Genomic DNA, 16,390 nt, shown 5'->3' with positions numbered 1-16,390 from the left:
TTTTCTGCGAGGCCGGGCGGCACGGCGGTGGTCGTCCGGTCGGCCCGGCGTCACGACATAGCCGGCGCCTCGCCGCGCCTCCGACGGCCGGGTGCAGGGGACCGTATGCCGAGCCGCTGCTCGGCGTCCCAGGCGTGGAACCGTTCCGGGAGGAGCCGGGAGCGACCAGCCCGGCTTGTAGTAGGCGCCCGTAGTGCTGGCAGGGATCATGGCGGGAGCCGCCGCCTATCACAAGGGAGGGCTGCGCGAGCCGGCGTCGGTGTCCTCCGCGACAGCGGCCTACGCGCGGGACCAGGACACGGTAGGTCGCTTCGTCGACGAGCAGTGCCGGGTTCAGGCCGGGGCAGCGCACATCCGCACCGCGGTGAGTGTGCTACGGGAGTCCTACGAGCAGTGGTGCGAGCAGCTGGGGGAGCGGCCGGTGTCGGCCAAGCGGCTGACGCAGGAGCTGCAGGGCCGCTTCGCGGTAGCGGACGCACGGGGCAGCAAGGGACGGCGCTTCTACACCGGCATTGCGCTTCTGAACAGCGAGGACGCTCAGGCTGCCCTGCCGGTGGAGTCGTGATTGCTCACGTTCGGCCGCCGGGTCGGGGTGTCTCGTCCAACTCAACGTTGCGGATGGTCAATGGTGCCCTACGGCGAAGGCCCGAGATCTCCGGGTATTGTGGTCGCTCGCCGCTGGACGGAGGTTGTCATGCACAAGCTGGTGGTCCTGTATCCCAAGCCCGCCGACCCCGACCACTTCCGCGACTACTACGTAGCCAACCACCTCCCGCTGGTCACGCGCATGCCCGGCCTGCTCGCGTGGCGCTACAGCTTCGACGTGGCAGCGACGCAGGGACAGACACCGTACTTCGCGGTCTTCGAAGCAGAGTTCGCTGATGCCGCTGCGATGACCGCGGCGAGGGCGTCGCCGCAGGGCCAGCAGGTGGCCGCCGATGTTGCCAACTACGCCACCGGTGGTGCGGTCGTCATCCACTATCCGGTGCAGGACGGCACCGGCTGAGCCTGGACCCCGGACGTAGCGTCCCGTATCCATAGAGCACTACGTTCGCCACGCTATCGCGGGATCGGCGACACTATCTCGCGGCATTCCGGTGACGACTACCTCTGCTTCCATAGGTTCGGTACAGATGGCTGCCACCGCGCCGATCAGCATTGGCCGCGTTACCATCGACATTTCCTGCCCGTACCGGAAGACGCCCTGCGCAAGTCGACGTCCGGAGCGCTCTCGTCGGTAGTCAAGGCCGTCGGCAAAACAGCACGCGGTTCACTGGCTGTGACGACGCGCGGTCGGCCGGCGCGCATGGACGGCGGCGGATGTGTGCGCGCTTGAGTCGCGCAGACCGGGTGGTCGTACTTCCCAGTAGTACGGCCGGGCACTGCAAAATGGCGTGCCTGAAAGCGGCCGGCCGGACAGGATGAGCGACGTGAGTTCAGGGAGCAGCCTGGTTGACGATCGTGCCGACTTCGAGGCGAAGTTGACGGACCTTCGCGGACGCTGCCTCACGGCGGTCGACTACTGGGACGTCCACAATTTCGGCCCGGAATCGGCGGACTGGGATTACGGCGACTGGCACCACGCAGTCATGGGTGTTCAACTCAGTACCGACCAGGGACCCGTCACGCTGACCTGGACAGCCGCCTTTTATCCGTACGGCGTTGAGGTTTTCCACGACCCGATCACGGATCACTTGGTTCTGGGTGAGGACGGCCCGCAGCGCGTCGGCCCGAACGACGATCATCTGGGCGTGTGGACACCCTACCTTGGATCACCGATTCGCGGCGGCGCCTTCCATTGGGAGAGGCTGGAAATCGGGCCGAGCCGGCGAGCCGACGGCACTATCGTCGGGGCCGCGTACGCGGTCGACGTGCCGACCGCGCTGCGGGTGGACTTCCAGGCCGGTGCGGTGTGGTTCGTCGCCGCCATTCCGCAGTTCCCGCAGATACAGCGTGTCTTCATACCGGGCGACGAGATTATGGTTGTCTTCGCCGCGGACAAGATGCGGGACATCGGATTCAACGATCCAACATTCCTCCACTGACCGGAAGCCCACGGCCTCGCGACAGTGCAGGTACACGCTTCTCGGCACGAGCATGCGCCCGGGTTCCGAACTGGCCGTACGAAGTGGGACGGTCGTCCCCGCCGCCGCGGACGACCGGCGGCATGAGAGTGCTGGGTTCTCTGCACGCCGGTGCCGGTGGCTGTCCTTGCCGTCACGTTGTTCGGGCCACGAGAGGCCCCGGATCTGCACAGGCGGTAAATGGGCGCCGTCCCCGTGGCCGGCGGAGCCAGGATCTCTGGCGTCGTCGAAGAACGGGACTCCGCGGCTAGCAGCGCCACCGCGCGTTCACGCTTCTGGGTGAGTGCTGGAAGGCGCCACGCACTCATCCCGGCAGTTCAGGATGCCAGGCGGCGTCGGGACCAATCACCGAGCGTGACAGAGCATGAGGTCACGGCAAGGGCAACGATGAGCAGCTTACCGGCGAGTCCCTGCCCCGAACGCCACAGAGCACCGGCGAAGCGAGCTCCAGATGTCGTCTGCATCGTCCCTCACTGTGCGATCTGCTTCGCCCGGCACACAGCGGGCGCGGTCTTCATCGGCGCGTACGACCGGCGACGTGAGCGTTCAGCGGATGTCATGACCCGCTACTGAGACCCAATTGAGGACCGCTTGAGCTACCGTGCCGCGGATCGGGTCTGCCACGCGGTCAGCGGCAGATCCGGACGCCTGGAACGTTGAGTGTCTGCTCCATGTGGTCCGAGCCATTTTCGAAAGGCCGCCGGTACTCTTGATCTTGTGGACCCTCTTGTGAAGAACATTTTGTGGGATGGCGTCGAGGACTTCACAGGCCTCTGGGATGTCGTATTCGAGGTGCAACGGACCGAGGGATTCACCCAGTCCTCGCCAGAGGAATGTCGGGAGAAGGCTCGGGAAGTTCTGGAGCTTTTGCTGGCTGACGGCCTGATCGACCTGTACACGTGTGGGTGGCCGCTGGACAACGAGGCAGCCGAAGTCGTGCTTCCGGAAGATCGATCCGCAATCCTCCGAACCGACCTGTCCTGGACGGTAGAGGCGGAGACCTTGGTTTGGTTCGCGACCACAGATAAGGGTCTTGATTTCTACGGCGAGGAAACGCTCCCTGGTGGGGAATAGCAGACGAGCTGGGTTTGTAGACGCACTGTTCTCGGGACGAGCGTACGTCGGGCCGCCCCTGATCTGTCACCCTGGGGTGACGGCTAAGCGTCGACTCCGCCCGCGGTCGGCGGAGTAGCATTCGTGCAGCGCGCTGCTGTCGAACGGCCCGATCGCTTCGTTGTTTCAGGATGGAACCGGCGGCGGGCCGTCTACGTCTCATCACCTGAATCGTCAAGTCGGACTCGGGGAGCGACGATGCCTGGTGTGGCCAAACCGGTCGCCATCGTGATGGCAATGGCCTTGGTGGCGGCGTGTGCACCCCCCGCGGGATCGTCTCCGACGGCGTCACCGTCAGTGCGTCCTGCGTCGCTGACAGAACCGGTCGGCAACCAGCCGGCGCTGCCGGCCGGTTGGCGTTGGGAGTCGTTCGGCGGCGTCCAGGTCGGCGTCCCCGGCGACTGGGGGTGGGACAACCAGGCGCTGCGGTTGGACGCCTGGTGCATAAAGGCTGGGAACCATGTACCCGCGGTCACCCGGCCCGGCGCTCCGGTCCCGGCCATCAGTTGCGGCGCCGACGTGAAAGGGCCGCAGCCCGGGTTCCTCATCGCGAACACCGGTTGGACGGTCGGATTCGACCGCACGGACAAAGGCGACGGCACAACCCAGGAGGGTGACCGTACGACGGTGCGTCGCGACAGCGTCGAGGTGGTCATCCAGGCGCCGAAGCAGTTGCGAGACCGGATCGCCGCCACCATTCATCGGGTAAGAGTCGACGACGCCGGCTGTCCGACCAGCCATCGGATCAGTACCGGACCGGACTTGCGTCCCACCCCGCCGACAGACATCACGACGCTGCATGACGTGACCTCAGTTTCGGTCTGCAAGTACCCGCTGCCGGAGAGCAGCTCCGTCCATCCGTCCTGGCCGCGCCTGCTGTCCAGCCTCTACCTGGACGGCGCGGCGGCTGCGGACGAGATTCGGCGAATCGCCGCCGCGCCGGCCGGAGCCGGCGGCCTGGATACGCCGGCGGACTGCGCGCCGGAGGTGGCGCATGGCGACCAAATCATCGTGCTTCTCGTACGATCCGCCACTGGCACCGCAGAAATCACGATGCGTTACGCCGGCTGCGTCCAAAACGGCTTCGACGACGGTACGACCGTCCGGAGGTTGACCAAGGCCAGCGTCGGGGCGCTCGTCACCGGCCCCAACAGCGTGTATGGCGGCTTCTCCGGCCAGCCCGAGAAGGACGACATGCTGATGCCCCACGATTGAGGCAGACCCGAAGTCCGAGCCCTGCACACCGTCAGCGCAACCCGACCTCGCCAGCGCCTTCGCCGAACCCACTGTCACCGGCAAGCCCGACGATCCTCGGCGCGCCGGGAAAATTACCACCGGTAATGACGACTCAACACGCGGCCGCGCACCCCTCGCGGCAGAAGAGCGCGCCGACCGTGTTGGCTCCGAAATCGGTCGATAGGGGGTATGGCCCTGTCCTGCGCCGTTGTGGACGAGTCGTCGCTCGGGCAGTGGAGTGTGCTGTCTTTACGCTGAGCGCATGAAGATCGTCGTAGATGACCTGTCCGGACCTGAGATCAGCGCCTTCCTGCAGGAACATGTAAAGGAGATGCAAGCGATCACCCCGCCGGAGAGCAAGCATGCGCTCGACCTTGACGGCCTACGCAAACCGGAAATCACGTTCTGGTCGGTCTACGACAGCGGCCGGCTGGTCGGATGCGGCGCCCTGAAAGAGCTGGACACCTCGAGCGCCGAGCTCAAGTCCATGCGGACAGCTCAACACGCCAAGCGGCGCGGGGTGGCCTCGGCGCTTGTCGACCATATCCTTGCGGAGGCGCGGCGGCGTCGCTATGCCCGGCTCTATCTGGAGACCGGAGCGGCAGAATTCTTCGCCCCAGCCCGCGCTCTCTACGCGAAATTCGGATTCATGCCGTGCCAGCCGTTCGCCGGATACAGGGAGGATCCCAACAATGTGTATATGGCCAAGGTGCTGTGAGTCCCCACTTCCACGTGCCAATCCAGAAAGGCTCGCGGCAGCCCCTGCCCACATGCCCCGAGCCATGCACAACCCTCATCGGCATGAGTGCACCCGGGCCCGCCGAACAACGCTGACGAGATTTGACGGTCACCCACCCGTGCCAGCCTCGGTGCGCAGGCTCTGCGCTATCCGATCGGCTACCGACCGGCTGGATTCTGGTTCGTTGATGACTACATCGCCGAATTTCGGCAACTTCCATGATTAATGACTGGCGTACGGAAATCGTCAAAGCCGTTGTCGTAAGGCGGCATCTGGAAAGTCGGGACGAAATCTACTCCTACCCGCTTCCCGAGGTTGCTGCGAGCGAAGGAGACATCCAAGCCGCCGAAGCGGTCGTCGGGCCATTGGATGCGCGGCACCGCACCTTCCTCAAGCATGCGGATGGTTGGAAGGGCTTCCTGCAGAAAATCGATCTGTTCGGTACCGCCCAACTCATGGGTGCTCCGCCGATGCGCCAGGTGCGAGAGGCGATAGCCGCCGTGGGCGAGGAGGCATTCTCTGCATTCGCTGGATTCGATATCAGAGACGTCGTTCCGATTGGCGGGAGTGACTCGCAGACCGACCTGTGGCTGCTTGCGAAACCCGATGCCGCGAACGCCGGTCAAGTCCTTTGGTTCTGGGGAAGCGACTACGAGTTGTACTCAAATTTCGACGAGTTCTACCTTGCTATGGTCGATTACAACCGTCTGGCGCTACAGGAGCTGCAGTAGAACGGCTGAAGTTGGCGGTCGGGGCATCGAGCGAAGGAGTGGTTACCTGATCGCGTCGAATCTTTTTCGATCTAACCGGGAGCGGGGCGCATCGTGGAGGAGCCCTCCATGATGGCCATGGACGCACAGGCGGTGCTGTGCACGTAGTTGAGGCCCAGCGCATGCCCGAGCTCGTGCACCATCACCTCCTTCTTGTAGCCGGCCGGCTGCCCGTTCATGTAGTACTGGTTGAACTGGGTGGTCGAGGGCGGCGTGTAGACGCCGTAACTGCACGGCCGGTTGGTGTGGCCCACCCAGCCCGTGCTGCCGTAGTTGCCCTCGTTCATGACGACCTTGGGCGAGCTGCCCGTCTCGAACCACACCTTCGCCGCGGAGTAGTTCCAGCCGGAGAACCTGCTGACTGCCGTTCTGCGTCGGGTTCCCCAAGAGCACTGGGCCGCGCACCCGGACGAACTGGCCCGGCTGCGGGCCCTGGTCGCCGGCATCGACCTTGACGAGGTCGATGACGACGAGCTCCGCGCCGACATCACCGCTTTTCGCTAGAACCTTCCCTCAATTGCTGTGACTCCGCAGCTCAGCCAGGTCGGCCAGATCTCAGATCGCCAGTGCCCTGGCCGTGATGACCGTGTGCGGATCCGTTGTGTTGAGCCTCGGACACCACCTACCTCCACGATCGATGCTGTTCGATCGAATCTCCGCGAGCACCGTGCTGGTGCCCGGACGGTATGTCATCTCCAAGCCAAGCCGAACGGTCATCGCCCCGGTTCCGGCGGGCCGCGCCCGGGCGCTGACCATGCCAGGGGTACGCCTACGCCGGTTCGCCGCCCCGACACCCACCGTGGAAACCGCCCTCGCCAACCGGACCGACTCCACCAACCCCGCGGTGCACCGCCTTGCCGCCCTGTTGCCGTAGGACAGGACCGCAGCGATAAGCGGCCCTTATGGCCGGATGGGCAACCGTACTTGGACGCCGTCCACCGCCATCGTCTTCGCTGAGACCATGGACGATGAAGCAGGCGCTCCCGCTCCCGTGGTCGGGTGGTACCTGATCGGCATGCTGGTGGTTCTCACCCTTTGCGCGGGCTTCGGCATGAAGTCCTGCGACGACCGTGACCTACCCGACCGGCACCGCGCCGACCGCGAACGCGTGGCCTCAGCCCTGATCCGAGGATGCACAGTGAGCGGTTCGCGGCCGGTGCCGGCCATCGCGTCTGCCGAGCCGGTCACGCCGCCGACCGGCGCGGCCGGCGTGCCTCCCGCCGAGTCGCGCTCCGGCCTCGTGACCGTAGCCGTCGTGGTCGATCTCGCCGCCGCTCCGACGCCCGTCCCTCACATCGACGCGACCCGGCACATCGTGGCCGCCAACTCGGCGTACCTGCTCGGTCGGGACCGCGTCAACCGGTCGAAGCCGATCGGCGTGCCTGACGCCGGCGGCCGGGTGGAGCCGGTCGTCGCCCTGCAGGTACGGGGCGGCCTCGAGGAGAGTGTCAACGTCGAGGTCACTGCGACGGCGGTGGTCCGCTCTCCCGGGACCTCGTCGGACACGGTGGTGACAACCACCGCCCGGGCGTCCTGCGGCACCGTGACTCTGCACATGCGCGACGGGCAGATCATCGCGGCATCGGCGACGCAACCGCCGACCGGCCGGCCCTGGAGCGTCACCATCGTCTCGCGACCCCCTCGGCCGGCCTTCGGATGACCGGCCGGATCGTCCGGCGTCGCCTGCTCCGGCTCGACGACGCGCTCGGCACCTGGAGATGGCCCTGGAACGGAGGCGCTGATGTGGATCTATGCGGAGACCGTAACGTCCAGCTTCGACGAGCACCTGCAAGACTTGCTGGAGGAGCTACGCTCCCGCGGCGTACGCAGGCATCCGCTGACGTTGCGGCGCAGCGAGCGCTGGGGGGACGTCGACTACACCTTCGGTGGCACGATCAGCGTCAAGGCGGCCGGGGCCTCAGCCGACGGTTACCGGCCGGTGGTTGTCCGTCCGCAGGTGTGGTTCGAGGTGCACCAGCTCGTCATCGGGCGGCCCGCTGAACCGGTGCGGATCGAGGACTTCCACGGAACGGACATCGTCACGTGGCTGCTGTGTCACCAGGTCGGCGGTCGCGACCTCGACGTGGACGGGGACGGCCCTCGGTTCGTCGTGGATCTCGCCTCCAGCAGGGAAGCCCAGTGGGCGGCGCGGCCAAGCGCCGCGGACCTGAGCCGATGCCGACAAGAGCGCTGCGAGTGCGCCCAGCGCGCGGACGACGGACCGTGCGAAGGGCCGCGTGACCTGCTCCGGGTGATCGACGGCGACAAGACAATGTACGGCTGCTACCGCCATGCGAGCGCGGTAGTCGGGCACAGCCAAGTTGCCAGAGCTGAACCCGGATCGACGCGGGGATATACCGAAGCGGCATTGGCGGCGGCCGCGAGGGACATCTCCAGCAAAGTGCCGCCGCCGCCCGTAGCACCGCAAGCTTCTCCAGGCACCGGAGCGCCACCACCGCACCCAGCCGCCCGCCCGCCATGGTGGCGGCAGCTCCTGATGCCGCGACGTTGACGCTGACCTGATGCCCAACGCCGCCCCGCGCGTACCTTTCCGGCACAGCCGAAGGCAAATTCGCTAGAGCGGAACGACGACAATCACAGGCCCGTGACCAGGCAAAAACGTGGTATCGCGAGGAGACGCGAAAGAACGCGACCGGAAGCTTCCGCCGCCGGCCGGTTGCCGGCCGCGACGATCGTCACCAGGCGTTCTCGTGCCACACCGACTCGACGGGCTCGCGGCTAGCCGGCCGGAACGTGCTGCCCGTGTAGTACGCGGTCGGCGAGAAGGCCGACTACGGCGCAGGGTGGTACCGCTCCGTACGCCTCGAACAGCAAATCCTGCGTGCGCCGCCAACGGTCCCGGTGGTCGTAGCCTCAAACCTTCGATCAGCAACCGCTGGTCATCGAGCAACCGCCAGGTTCCCGGTCCGCGGGAGTAGAGCGGGCCAGCCGTCATGCGCGTCAGCTCGGTGGTGCGCAGGTCAATTTTCTTGATGCGATCACTGTGTGGCTGTCCCTCGCGTCGGGCTCGGACACGTTAACCCCCACCACAGTCATTCACGTTTGGGATGGCTCCGGTGGGGGTTTCTCATTGGTCCGCGCGGTAGCGGGATGGTCAGCTGGATGGTGCCCTGGGACAAGGGCTCAACCGGGGCTGGCTCTTTGAGCTCGGGCGTGACGTCCGCGGAGACGGTACCAATGTCGAGGGTGATGCTGACGGCGGTGCAGACGATGGTGATTCCACGCTGACGGAGCTGCTCGGCGATGGTTTCCGATCTCATCGTGGTGATGTCGCAGCCGAGAACATGTACGTACTGGCTCTTGGCTTGCTCGAGGGCGAGATCTTCACCCACGTAGAGGACCTTGGTCCGGTCCGGGTCAGCGGCACTGGTGCTGGTGCGGCCGTGCCGGCAGCGGTAGCGGGCCCGGCTGTGCGCCCAGTGCCCTTCCATGCGCCGGCTGCAGAGCCCGCAGATCACCAACTCGGGGAGCTGGTAGCGGCCGGTGTTGCGATCATCGGGCTGCGCGAGCGCGCTGACTCGTTGGGCGGCTAGGAAAGTAGGCCTCGCTGACCAGCGGCGGATGTGCGAGGTGGCGGGAGAGCTCCCACAACTCTCGCGGGTTCCGATGTGTGGGCTTGCGACCGTCGGTCCGGCTTGCCTTGTTGCGACGCCGTGACGGTTCCCAACCTGCCGGCCGGTGTAACGGGGGTGGCCAGGATCTCCGTGACGGTGCGCAGGCACCAGGCTTTGCCCGCGGTGGGGGTTGCGGGCCCGGTCGTGTGCGGAGGGCGAGCCGACGCCCATTGCGTTCGATCGAGGCCCCCGCACTTCGATTCCCAAGGACACTACACACACTGCCTTTGATTCGAAGGCCGTCGAGCGCTTTATCTTTGTCATATAAAGCCATGGGCTAGAGTCACTCCACCGTGGATCACGAGTCCACGGAGCGACCATCCCGCAGGAGGAACCTTGCGCACTACGAAGATCGCTCTGTCCGTCGTCGTCGCCCTTGCCGGCCTTGCCGTCACCGCGGCTCCGGCCGTCGCCGCTCCGGCCGGCTCGAAGCTCACCATCAGTGACCTCACCGTCCTCGGGGGCGGCACCCTGGACGCCAAGGGGAGGACCGTCGGACGCGATGTGTGCGGAACGTCGGGCACCGTTCTGCCGAGGACGGAGCTCGGGGACGGCTCGAGCGCCTACTACGCCCAGGGCGACGCCCTCGGCCGCGGCCTGGATCCGGACCGGCCGGCCACGACCGACCTGTGGTGCACCTTCTCGCTGCGCGTGACCGCGCCGAAGGGACAGGCCTACAACCTGACGAACCTGTGGATGGCCGGCCAGAGCAGGCTGGACGCCGGCACCAAGGGCACCGCGACGACGGCTGTGCGTTCACCGAGTGGCCGCACCCAGCTGAGCACCACGATCACCGGCCCGACCCAACTGGACGAGAACTGGCAGCTGTACGGTCTACCAAGCGATCGCGCGCTGATCGGCGGCTGCGGCACCACCGAGTCGCTCGTCGTCACCCAGAAACTGCACCTCTCCGAGAAGGCCGACGGCTACCTGAGCAACGTTGCCGATCCCGGCTGGAACTCCCCGCGGCTGATGCTGTCGAGCGTGCCCTGCAACGACTGAGCACAAGAAGCCTTCGCGGCTCCGGCACGAGAGTCACCGAGCTGCCGGAGCCGCCGAGGCGGTACGACCCACCCGGGCCGGCATGGGCAGGCGCCTGAGGTCAGGCCCGCTGGGGTGGCCGGACCCTGTCATCATTGTCGATCATGACTTCCTCCGCCGTCGTCGAGACGCCGCTACCGGCCGAGACCGACTCCCTCATCGACCTCGCGCCCATCGCCGACGGAGAGCGTTCGACCTGGCTCGCGCTGACCGCCGACGGGCGCCTGCTTTGCCTCGACGCGGACTCCGGGGCGGTCAGCGTCGTCGTCAGGCACACCGTGCCCGCCGAACCAGCCGCCAGCGGGGCTACCAGCGAACGGGCTGCCCAGCCCCGGCTGCACGCCTCCGCCGACGGCACGGTCGCCGCGGTCGTCAACGACCACGGCCACCACGGGCAGGTCCTCGACCTTCGCTCCGGCGCGGTGACCCTCACTCTCCACGGCGGCGACCACCACCCCGAGACGGTCCCCTTCTCGCTGGCCTTCGCCGAGCACGCCGGCCGGTGCGTGGTCGTGCACCGCACGGCCTGGAACCGCCTGAACGCCACGGACGCTCGCACCGGCGAACTGATTACCGAGCGGGACATTGAGGGCCGCCCCGACCTCGACCCGGACTACTTCCACGGCACGCTGAAACTGTCGCCGTCCGGACGGTGGCTGGCCGACGACGGCTGGGTCTGGCACCCAGTCGGCATCCCCCGGGTCTACGATCTCCGGCGCTGGCTCGACAACGACCCCGGCGAGGCCGCGGGCGACGTCCCCCCGATCGACCTGTGCCACCGTGACTACTACTGGAACCACCCGATGTGTTGGCTCGACGACGATCTCCTGGCGGTCTCGGGGCTCGGCGACGACGAGGACGAAATGACGCCGGGCGTTCGCATCTTCGATGTGGGCACCGGCAAGGAGCAAGACCCGGTTCCGGGCCCGCGGGGGCAGCTGTTCGCCGCAGGCGGCCGGTTGTACGCGGCAGCGCCGGAGGGCCTGGAAGTGTGGGATCCGGCCCGCGGCACCAGGACGGGTGCCGTTCCCGGCTTCGTCCCGACCCACCACCACCCGACCGCAGGAGAACTGGTCGCTGTGCGCAACGGGACCATGCTTCGCTGGCAAATGGACTGAGCGGCGCTGAGTGTCGGCGGTCAGCCGGGCCAGGCGCCCGGCGCTGCCCCTCTTCCCGCCATCGGCCGCGCGGCCGGGTCCGCGTCCTCGATCGGTTCCGCCGCAATCTGGTGTATATGCTCCGCGGCGGGTCCGGGTGACGAGTCTGGGGGAGTTCGACGAACATTCCGGCGGTCCGCAAGGTCATCTCCCTGTATTCCGGGCCACAAGGTGGCCCCTTAGCCTTCGGGCAGCCCAGGCTTGCTCGTCGCACGCACCGAGCTCGCCCTCATGCACCCGCTCGGCGGCGACGACCGCTGGCAGAGCATGCGTCGGCTCCCGGAGCATCTGAAGGCGACCGCCTCGAACGCCGAGTTCCTGCGTCGGGCTCTTCACCGACGCGACGGCGACCAGATCAGGATCCGGGTACGGGGTTCCACTGCCGCCGATGATTGCCCGAAGCGGTGCACGGCGCCCTTGGCAACCTCCGCCATACCGGCCTTTGGGAGAACGAGCCGATACCGGTACGGCGGAGGCTCCACGAGCACCGGCCGTTCGGTGTCCGACACGCGAGTCAACCGGTCCAGGCGGTCACCCAGCACCGGACCGGTCGCGTAGACCTCCAGTGCGTGCCCGAGCACGCCGCGGCCTGGCCGTCGGCGGGCTTGTCGGCGATGCGAAACTGGCCGACGCCGGCAGACCGGCGCAGCCCTCGCCACCCCTAGGACAACGCATGGACGACGAAGACGAGATCCTGGCCCGGTACGGCCTCCACCCGCAGGGTACAGACCTCGACGAGATCCGCGGGGCGCTCGTCGCGCAGACCGCCCGGCAGGGCTGGGAGGACGGCCCCGACCCGTCGGTCATGCTGGTCCACTGCGTGCAGCTGTACAACGCCGGATCGCTCGGTGACGTGCGGACCGTCTGGCGGGCCAAGATCCGGACCATGGACACCAACGGCACGATCGACGTGCACCTGCTGTGCGGCGCTGGGCTGGCCGAGACCAAGGCGTACCTCGCTGACCAGGGCGACGAGGAGGCACGCCAGATCCTGGACTACCTGCTCGAGTGCGAGGCTGCCGGGGACTTCAGCGCCTTCGACGTGGAGAAGTAAAGCGCCTACTACCGCAGCTACCTCCTCGGGGACGAGTGACGGACCGGCGTTCACCTCACGTCCAGGGCGTCTCCGGCTGACGCTGCGCGGCCCGGCTGGCGTCGTCGAAGAGGCGACTCCGCGGCTCACAGCGCCACCGAGCGTTCGCGCCCTCGGAGAGAAGTGTGGGAAGGTGCCACGCACGCAGATGAGGATGTCGGTCAGGTCGCCGGATCGAGCACTCAGCGTAACGGCTTTCGCTTGGCCCGGCACGTACGGTCCGCGGCTGATCCGGATGCCCGCTCCAGCCATGGTCTCTCCGTGCTCGTCGGATGGATCAGGTGTAGGCAACGGACCGTGCGGCATTCGACTCGGGCCCCCGCAGGAAGGCGCGCGGCCGTAGCGGCGACCGGGTCGAGCACCGCGAGCCGCCCGGTGATCAGCGACGGCTTCACCGCGCCGATGGCCGGGCACCGCGTGATCAAAATTCGTCGCTTCACCGCTAAACCAGGTGCGGCCCAACGGTTTCATGGCAAACATGCACCATCTGTCTACTGACGATTACCGCCCGGTGCCGCGGGTGGTTCCGTGCCGTTGCGCGGCGATGTAGCCTGCAAGAAGGCTGGACTGCAGCAGATAATCAATTTATCGCCGACAATGGGCTAAAGCCGATAATCCGGTTCCCGCCGTCCTCGCATCGTGGACTTGTTCAGGTCATTCGACGTGGCGGGTGCGACAGGGAAACACTCTCGTGGACCTCTCGGAGGGAGCCCTGATGGCCAGCGTCGCCACGACGTCGCCAGCGGCGGAGAACGAGCAAACGCGACACGAACCTTTGATTGGCCGCGGGATGGTCGTCCTGTTCATCGCGCTGATCGGCTGCTTCACCGCCTGGGGCGTGGCGGCGGACCTGACAACCCCGATGGTGGCCGGCTTCAAGCGCATCTTCGACATGAGTACCTTCCAGGCGTCGCTGGTCCAGCTGGCCTACTTCGGTGCCTACTTCCTGCTGGCGCTGCCCGCCGCCTTCATCAACCATCGCTTCAGCTACAAGGTCGGCATTCTCACCGGGCTCATCCTCGCGGCGCTCGGCGCCTTCGCGTTCTATCCCGCCAGCAAAATCATGACGTACGGGGCGTTTCTGGTGGCGTTGTTCGCGATCGCCGCCGGCTGCTCGATCCTGGAGACGTCCGCGAATCCGTACGTCCTGTCGCTCGGGCCGGAGTCGACTGCCACCCGGCGGCTGAATTTGGCTCAGGCGTTCAACCCCGTCGGTACGAACATCGGTGTACTACTCGCCTCAACCCTCATCCTTCCGCGGCTGGCCGACCCGGTGGACATCGGATCGCTGTCGCCGGAACAGCTGCATACGATCCGCGCCGGCGAGCTCGGCGCGGTGATGGGCCCTTACCTCGGACTGGGCTTCGTGCTGCTCGTCATCGCCTTCGCGATCGCCAGCCAGAAGGCGCCGCCGATCGTCGAGGAGTTCCCGGATGCCGGTCCTGGCGAAGGGGGCACCGACAGCCTGTTCGGGGTGCTGTGGCGCAGCAAGCGTTACCGCTACGGCGTCGTGGCGCAGTTCTTCAACGTCGCCGCCCAGGTCTGCACGTGGACGTATCTGATCGTGTACGTGCAACAGGCGCTCGGCGGCAGCCTGCAGAAGGGCGGCTTTTACCTGCAGCTCAGCCTGCTGGTCTTCCTGGTCTCGCGGTTCCTGATGACGTGGCTCATCGGCCGCGTGCGGGCGACGAAGATCCTCACGATCCTCGCGTTCCTGGCAGTCGTGCTGTGCGTCTTCGCCATGGTCAGCCCCAACTTGGCTGGGGTGCTGGCCCTGGTGGCGGTGTCATTCTGCCTGTCGCTGATGTTCCCGACGATCTACGGCGTCGCCCTCAAGGGTCTCGGTCCCGCCACCAAGTTCGGCGCTGCGGGGCTCGTGATGGCCATCGTGGGCGGCGCGGTCATGCCGGTGGTGCAGGGCGCGCTCGTCGACGCAACGAATGCCGCGATCTCGTTCATCGTGCCCGCCGCCTGCTTCGCCGTCGTCGGCCTCTACGCCGTCTTCGACCTCGTCGCCCGCCCGAGCGGGCACCGCACCGCCCGTGCGAGCACGGTCACGGGGAGCGCGGCATGAGCGCCCGGTCCCGCGCGGCCGTGGCCGTCGCGCTGAGCATGACATTGGCGGTGGGGGCCTGCGGCGACAAACCGACCAGTGCCACCAAGAACACCAGCAAGCTCGAGGTCATGTCCTGGTGGACGTCCGGCTCGGAGGCGGCGGCCCTGAACACCTTGCTGACCGCGTTCCAACAGGCCAATCCCAGCATCGAGACGGTCAACGCGGCGGTCGCGGGCGGCGCCGGCTCGCAGGCGATCGTGGAACTGGCGAAACGACTGCAGGCGGGCAACCCGCCTGACGTCTGGCAGACCTTCACCGGCAAATCGGTCCAAGGCTACGCTGCTCGCGGTACGGTCCGCGACGTCTCATCGGTGCTGACCAGCGACGTCAGCGCCGCGATGCAGCCGACGATCCGGCAATCGCTCAACCACGGCGGCAAGCCGTACGGCATCCCGACGGGGGCCCACCGCAGCAACGTGCTGTGGTTCAACATGGGCCTGCTGAAGAAGGCGGGCGTCGCGGCGCCGACGGCCGACTACACCGTCGCCGCGTTCCTGGGCGATCTGCAGAAGGTCGAGGCTTCGGGAGCGACCGCCCTGTGCCTGGGCGCCAAGGATCCGTTCACCACCGCCGAGCTGTTCGAGAACACCTTGCTCAGCACCATCGGAACGTCCGGCTGGAAGGACATGACCAACGACCGGCTCGACTGGCGCAGCGCAAAGGTGCGGTCGGCGCTGCGGTCCTTCGGCGGCATGCTGTCCTACGCCGATCCCGACGCGAACGCGCTGACCTGGGACGCGGCGACGAAGAAGCTCGCGTCGGGCGGCTGCGCCTTCGAATCGGTCAACGACTCGGCGTACGGGGAATTGATCGCCGCGGGTGCGCGGGAAGGCACGGAATTCGGTTCGGCGGCCTTCCCCGGTACCGGCGGAAGTTTCCTCGCCGTCGTCGACGTGTTCGTCGCCGCTACCAAGGCCAAGAATGCCAAGAACGCGCTCGCCTTCCTCGGCGGGATCAGCACACCGTCGACCCAGGTGGCGTTCAACAAGGCCAAGGGATCGGTGCCGGTGCTGCGCAACGTCGACATCTCCTCGTTGCCCGCCTACCAACAGCAGGCCTCGAAGACCCTCTGGTCATCACCGGTGCTGTTGTCCGTGGCGCACGGTGAGGCGATGAGCCCCGCCTTCCAGGAGGGCTTCTACGACGCCGTCTCGACGTATGTACGCACCAGAAGCCCGGATGCCTTCGCTGACGACCTGCGAAACGCCGTGGCGAACGACCGGATCCCGCAGCGCTGACCGCCAAGGCATGGGGGTGCCTCGCGTCGAAGCTCGACGTTCGTCGGGCTGCGGGCTCACCGCCCGGTGGAGAGTCGGGCTGGGAGAGCACCGGTTTGATCGGAGCAGCCCAGTTCGATCTCTACCGAGGGACTTCCTTCGATCCACGCCTGACGTGACGTCTTGCTC

General features: G+C 66.9%; 17 protein-coding genes. 15 read left to right on the top strand and 2 right to left on the bottom strand.

Annotation, left to right across the window (positions count from 1 at the left end):
• The first annotated feature begins 193 nt into the window (after positions 1-193).
• The 7 genes from ACIBO8_RS32240 to ACIBO8_RS32210 all read left to right on the top strand — a co-directional run bounded on the left by ACIBO8_RS32240 (position 194) and on the right by ACIBO8_RS32210 (position 5,903).
• Positions 194-565: a hypothetical protein gene (locus ACIBO8_RS32240; RefSeq protein WP_396119176.1), complete on the top strand. Its 372-nt coding sequence runs from the start codon at positions 194-196 to the stop codon at positions 563-565.
• Positions 566-694: 129 nt separating this feature from the next.
• On the top strand, positions 695-1,006 hold the full coding sequence (locus ACIBO8_RS32235; protein ID WP_396119175.1) for an EthD family reductase: 312 nt from the start codon (positions 695-697) through the stop codon (positions 1,004-1,006).
• A gap of 424 nt (positions 1,007-1,430) precedes the next feature.
• A complete protein-coding gene (locus ACIBO8_RS32230; protein ID WP_396119174.1) occupies positions 1,431-2,045 on the top strand; it encodes a hypothetical protein in 615 nt (204 codons plus the stop codon).
• A gap of 756 nt (positions 2,046-2,801) precedes the next feature.
• Positions 2,802-3,158: a hypothetical protein gene (locus ACIBO8_RS32225; RefSeq protein WP_396119173.1), complete on the top strand. Its 357-nt coding sequence runs from the start codon at positions 2,802-2,804 to the stop codon at positions 3,156-3,158.
• 246 nt (positions 3,159-3,404) lie between these two features.
• Positions 3,405-4,412 (top strand): hypothetical protein, encoded by a 1,008-nt coding sequence (locus tag ACIBO8_RS32220; RefSeq protein WP_396119172.1) that lies wholly within the window; start codon positions 3,405-3,407, stop codon positions 4,410-4,412.
• A gap of 283 nt (positions 4,413-4,695) precedes the next feature.
• Positions 4,696-5,151 carry a GNAT family N-acetyltransferase gene (locus ACIBO8_RS32215; protein ID WP_396119171.1) on the top strand — a complete coding sequence of 152 codons (456 nt, stop codon included), beginning with the start codon at positions 4,696-4,698 and terminating at the stop codon, positions 5,149-5,151.
• Between the two features lie 239 nt (positions 5,152-5,390).
• Positions 5,391-5,903 carry an SMI1/KNR4 family protein gene (locus ACIBO8_RS32210; protein WP_396119170.1) on the top strand — a complete coding sequence of 171 codons (513 nt, stop codon included), beginning with the start codon at positions 5,391-5,393 and terminating at the stop codon, positions 5,901-5,903.
• 71 nt (positions 5,904-5,974) lie between these two features.
• Here the strand turns inward: ACIBO8_RS32210 and ACIBO8_RS32205 are convergent, their stop codons facing one another.
• Positions 5,975-6,265: a hypothetical protein gene (locus tag ACIBO8_RS32205; protein ID WP_396119169.1), complete on the bottom strand. Its 291-nt coding sequence runs from the start codon at positions 6,263-6,265 to the stop codon at positions 5,975-5,977.
• 314 nt (positions 6,266-6,579) lie between these two features.
• Between ACIBO8_RS32205 and ACIBO8_RS32200 the strand changes: the two genes are divergently transcribed.
• The 3 genes from ACIBO8_RS32200 (at position 6,580) to ACIBO8_RS32190 (ending at position 8,454) form a co-directional block, all read left to right on the top strand.
• On the top strand, positions 6,580-6,816 hold the full coding sequence (locus ACIBO8_RS32200; RefSeq protein WP_396119168.1) for a hypothetical protein: 237 nt from the start codon (positions 6,580-6,582) through the stop codon (positions 6,814-6,816).
• 87 nt (positions 6,817-6,903) lie between these two features.
• Entirely contained in the window at positions 6,904-7,602 is a 699-nt protein-coding gene (locus tag ACIBO8_RS32195; RefSeq protein WP_396119167.1) for a hypothetical protein, read from the top strand.
• A gap of 81 nt (positions 7,603-7,683) precedes the next feature.
• Positions 7,684-8,454 carry a hypothetical protein gene (locus ACIBO8_RS32190; RefSeq protein WP_396119166.1) on the top strand — a complete coding sequence of 257 codons (771 nt, stop codon included), beginning with the start codon at positions 7,684-7,686 and terminating at the stop codon, positions 8,452-8,454.
• 541 nt (positions 8,455-8,995) lie between these two features.
• Here ACIBO8_RS32190 and ACIBO8_RS32185 read toward each other — a convergent pair.
• Positions 8,996-9,295, bottom strand: a complete 300-nt coding sequence (locus tag ACIBO8_RS32185) for a hypothetical protein (RefSeq protein WP_396119165.1) — start codon at positions 9,293-9,295, stop codon at positions 8,996-8,998.
• Between the two features lie 618 nt (positions 9,296-9,913).
• On the opposite strand from ACIBO8_RS32185, the gene ACIBO8_RS32180 reads away from it, so the two are divergent.
• The 5 genes from ACIBO8_RS32180 to ACIBO8_RS32160 all read left to right on the top strand — a co-directional run bounded on the left by ACIBO8_RS32180 (position 9,914) and on the right by ACIBO8_RS32160 (position 16,222).
• Complete coding sequence (locus ACIBO8_RS32180; RefSeq protein WP_396119164.1) at positions 9,914-10,579, top strand: DUF4360 domain-containing protein; 666 nt, start codon at positions 9,914-9,916, stop codon at positions 10,577-10,579.
• A 143-nt stretch (positions 10,580-10,722) separates the two neighbouring features.
• On the top strand, positions 10,723-11,736 hold the full coding sequence (locus ACIBO8_RS32175) for a YncE family protein (protein WP_396119163.1): 1,014 nt from the start codon (positions 10,723-10,725) through the stop codon (positions 11,734-11,736).
• 712 nt (positions 11,737-12,448) lie between these two features.
• Complete coding sequence (locus ACIBO8_RS32170; RefSeq protein ID WP_396119162.1) at positions 12,449-12,829, top strand: hypothetical protein; 381 nt, start codon at positions 12,449-12,451, stop codon at positions 12,827-12,829.
• 754 nt (positions 12,830-13,583) lie between these two features.
• Entirely contained in the window at positions 13,584-14,942 is a 1,359-nt protein-coding gene (gene fucP / locus ACIBO8_RS32165; RefSeq protein WP_396119161.1) for an L-fucose:H+ symporter permease, read from the top strand.
• On the top strand, positions 14,939-16,222 hold the full coding sequence (locus ACIBO8_RS32160; RefSeq protein ID WP_396119160.1) for an ABC transporter substrate-binding protein: 1,284 nt from the start codon (positions 14,939-14,941) through the stop codon (positions 16,220-16,222). Before fucP ends, ACIBO8_RS32160 begins: the two co-directional genes overlap by 4 nt.
• Positions 16,223-16,390: the final 168 nt, after the last annotated feature.

The organism is Actinoplanes sp. NPDC049681, from assembly GCF_044465265.1.
Classification (GTDB): Bacteria; Actinomycetota; Actinomycetes; order Mycobacteriales; family Micromonosporaceae; genus Actinoplanes.
This window is presented reverse-complemented; position numbering and strand designations above follow the sequence as displayed.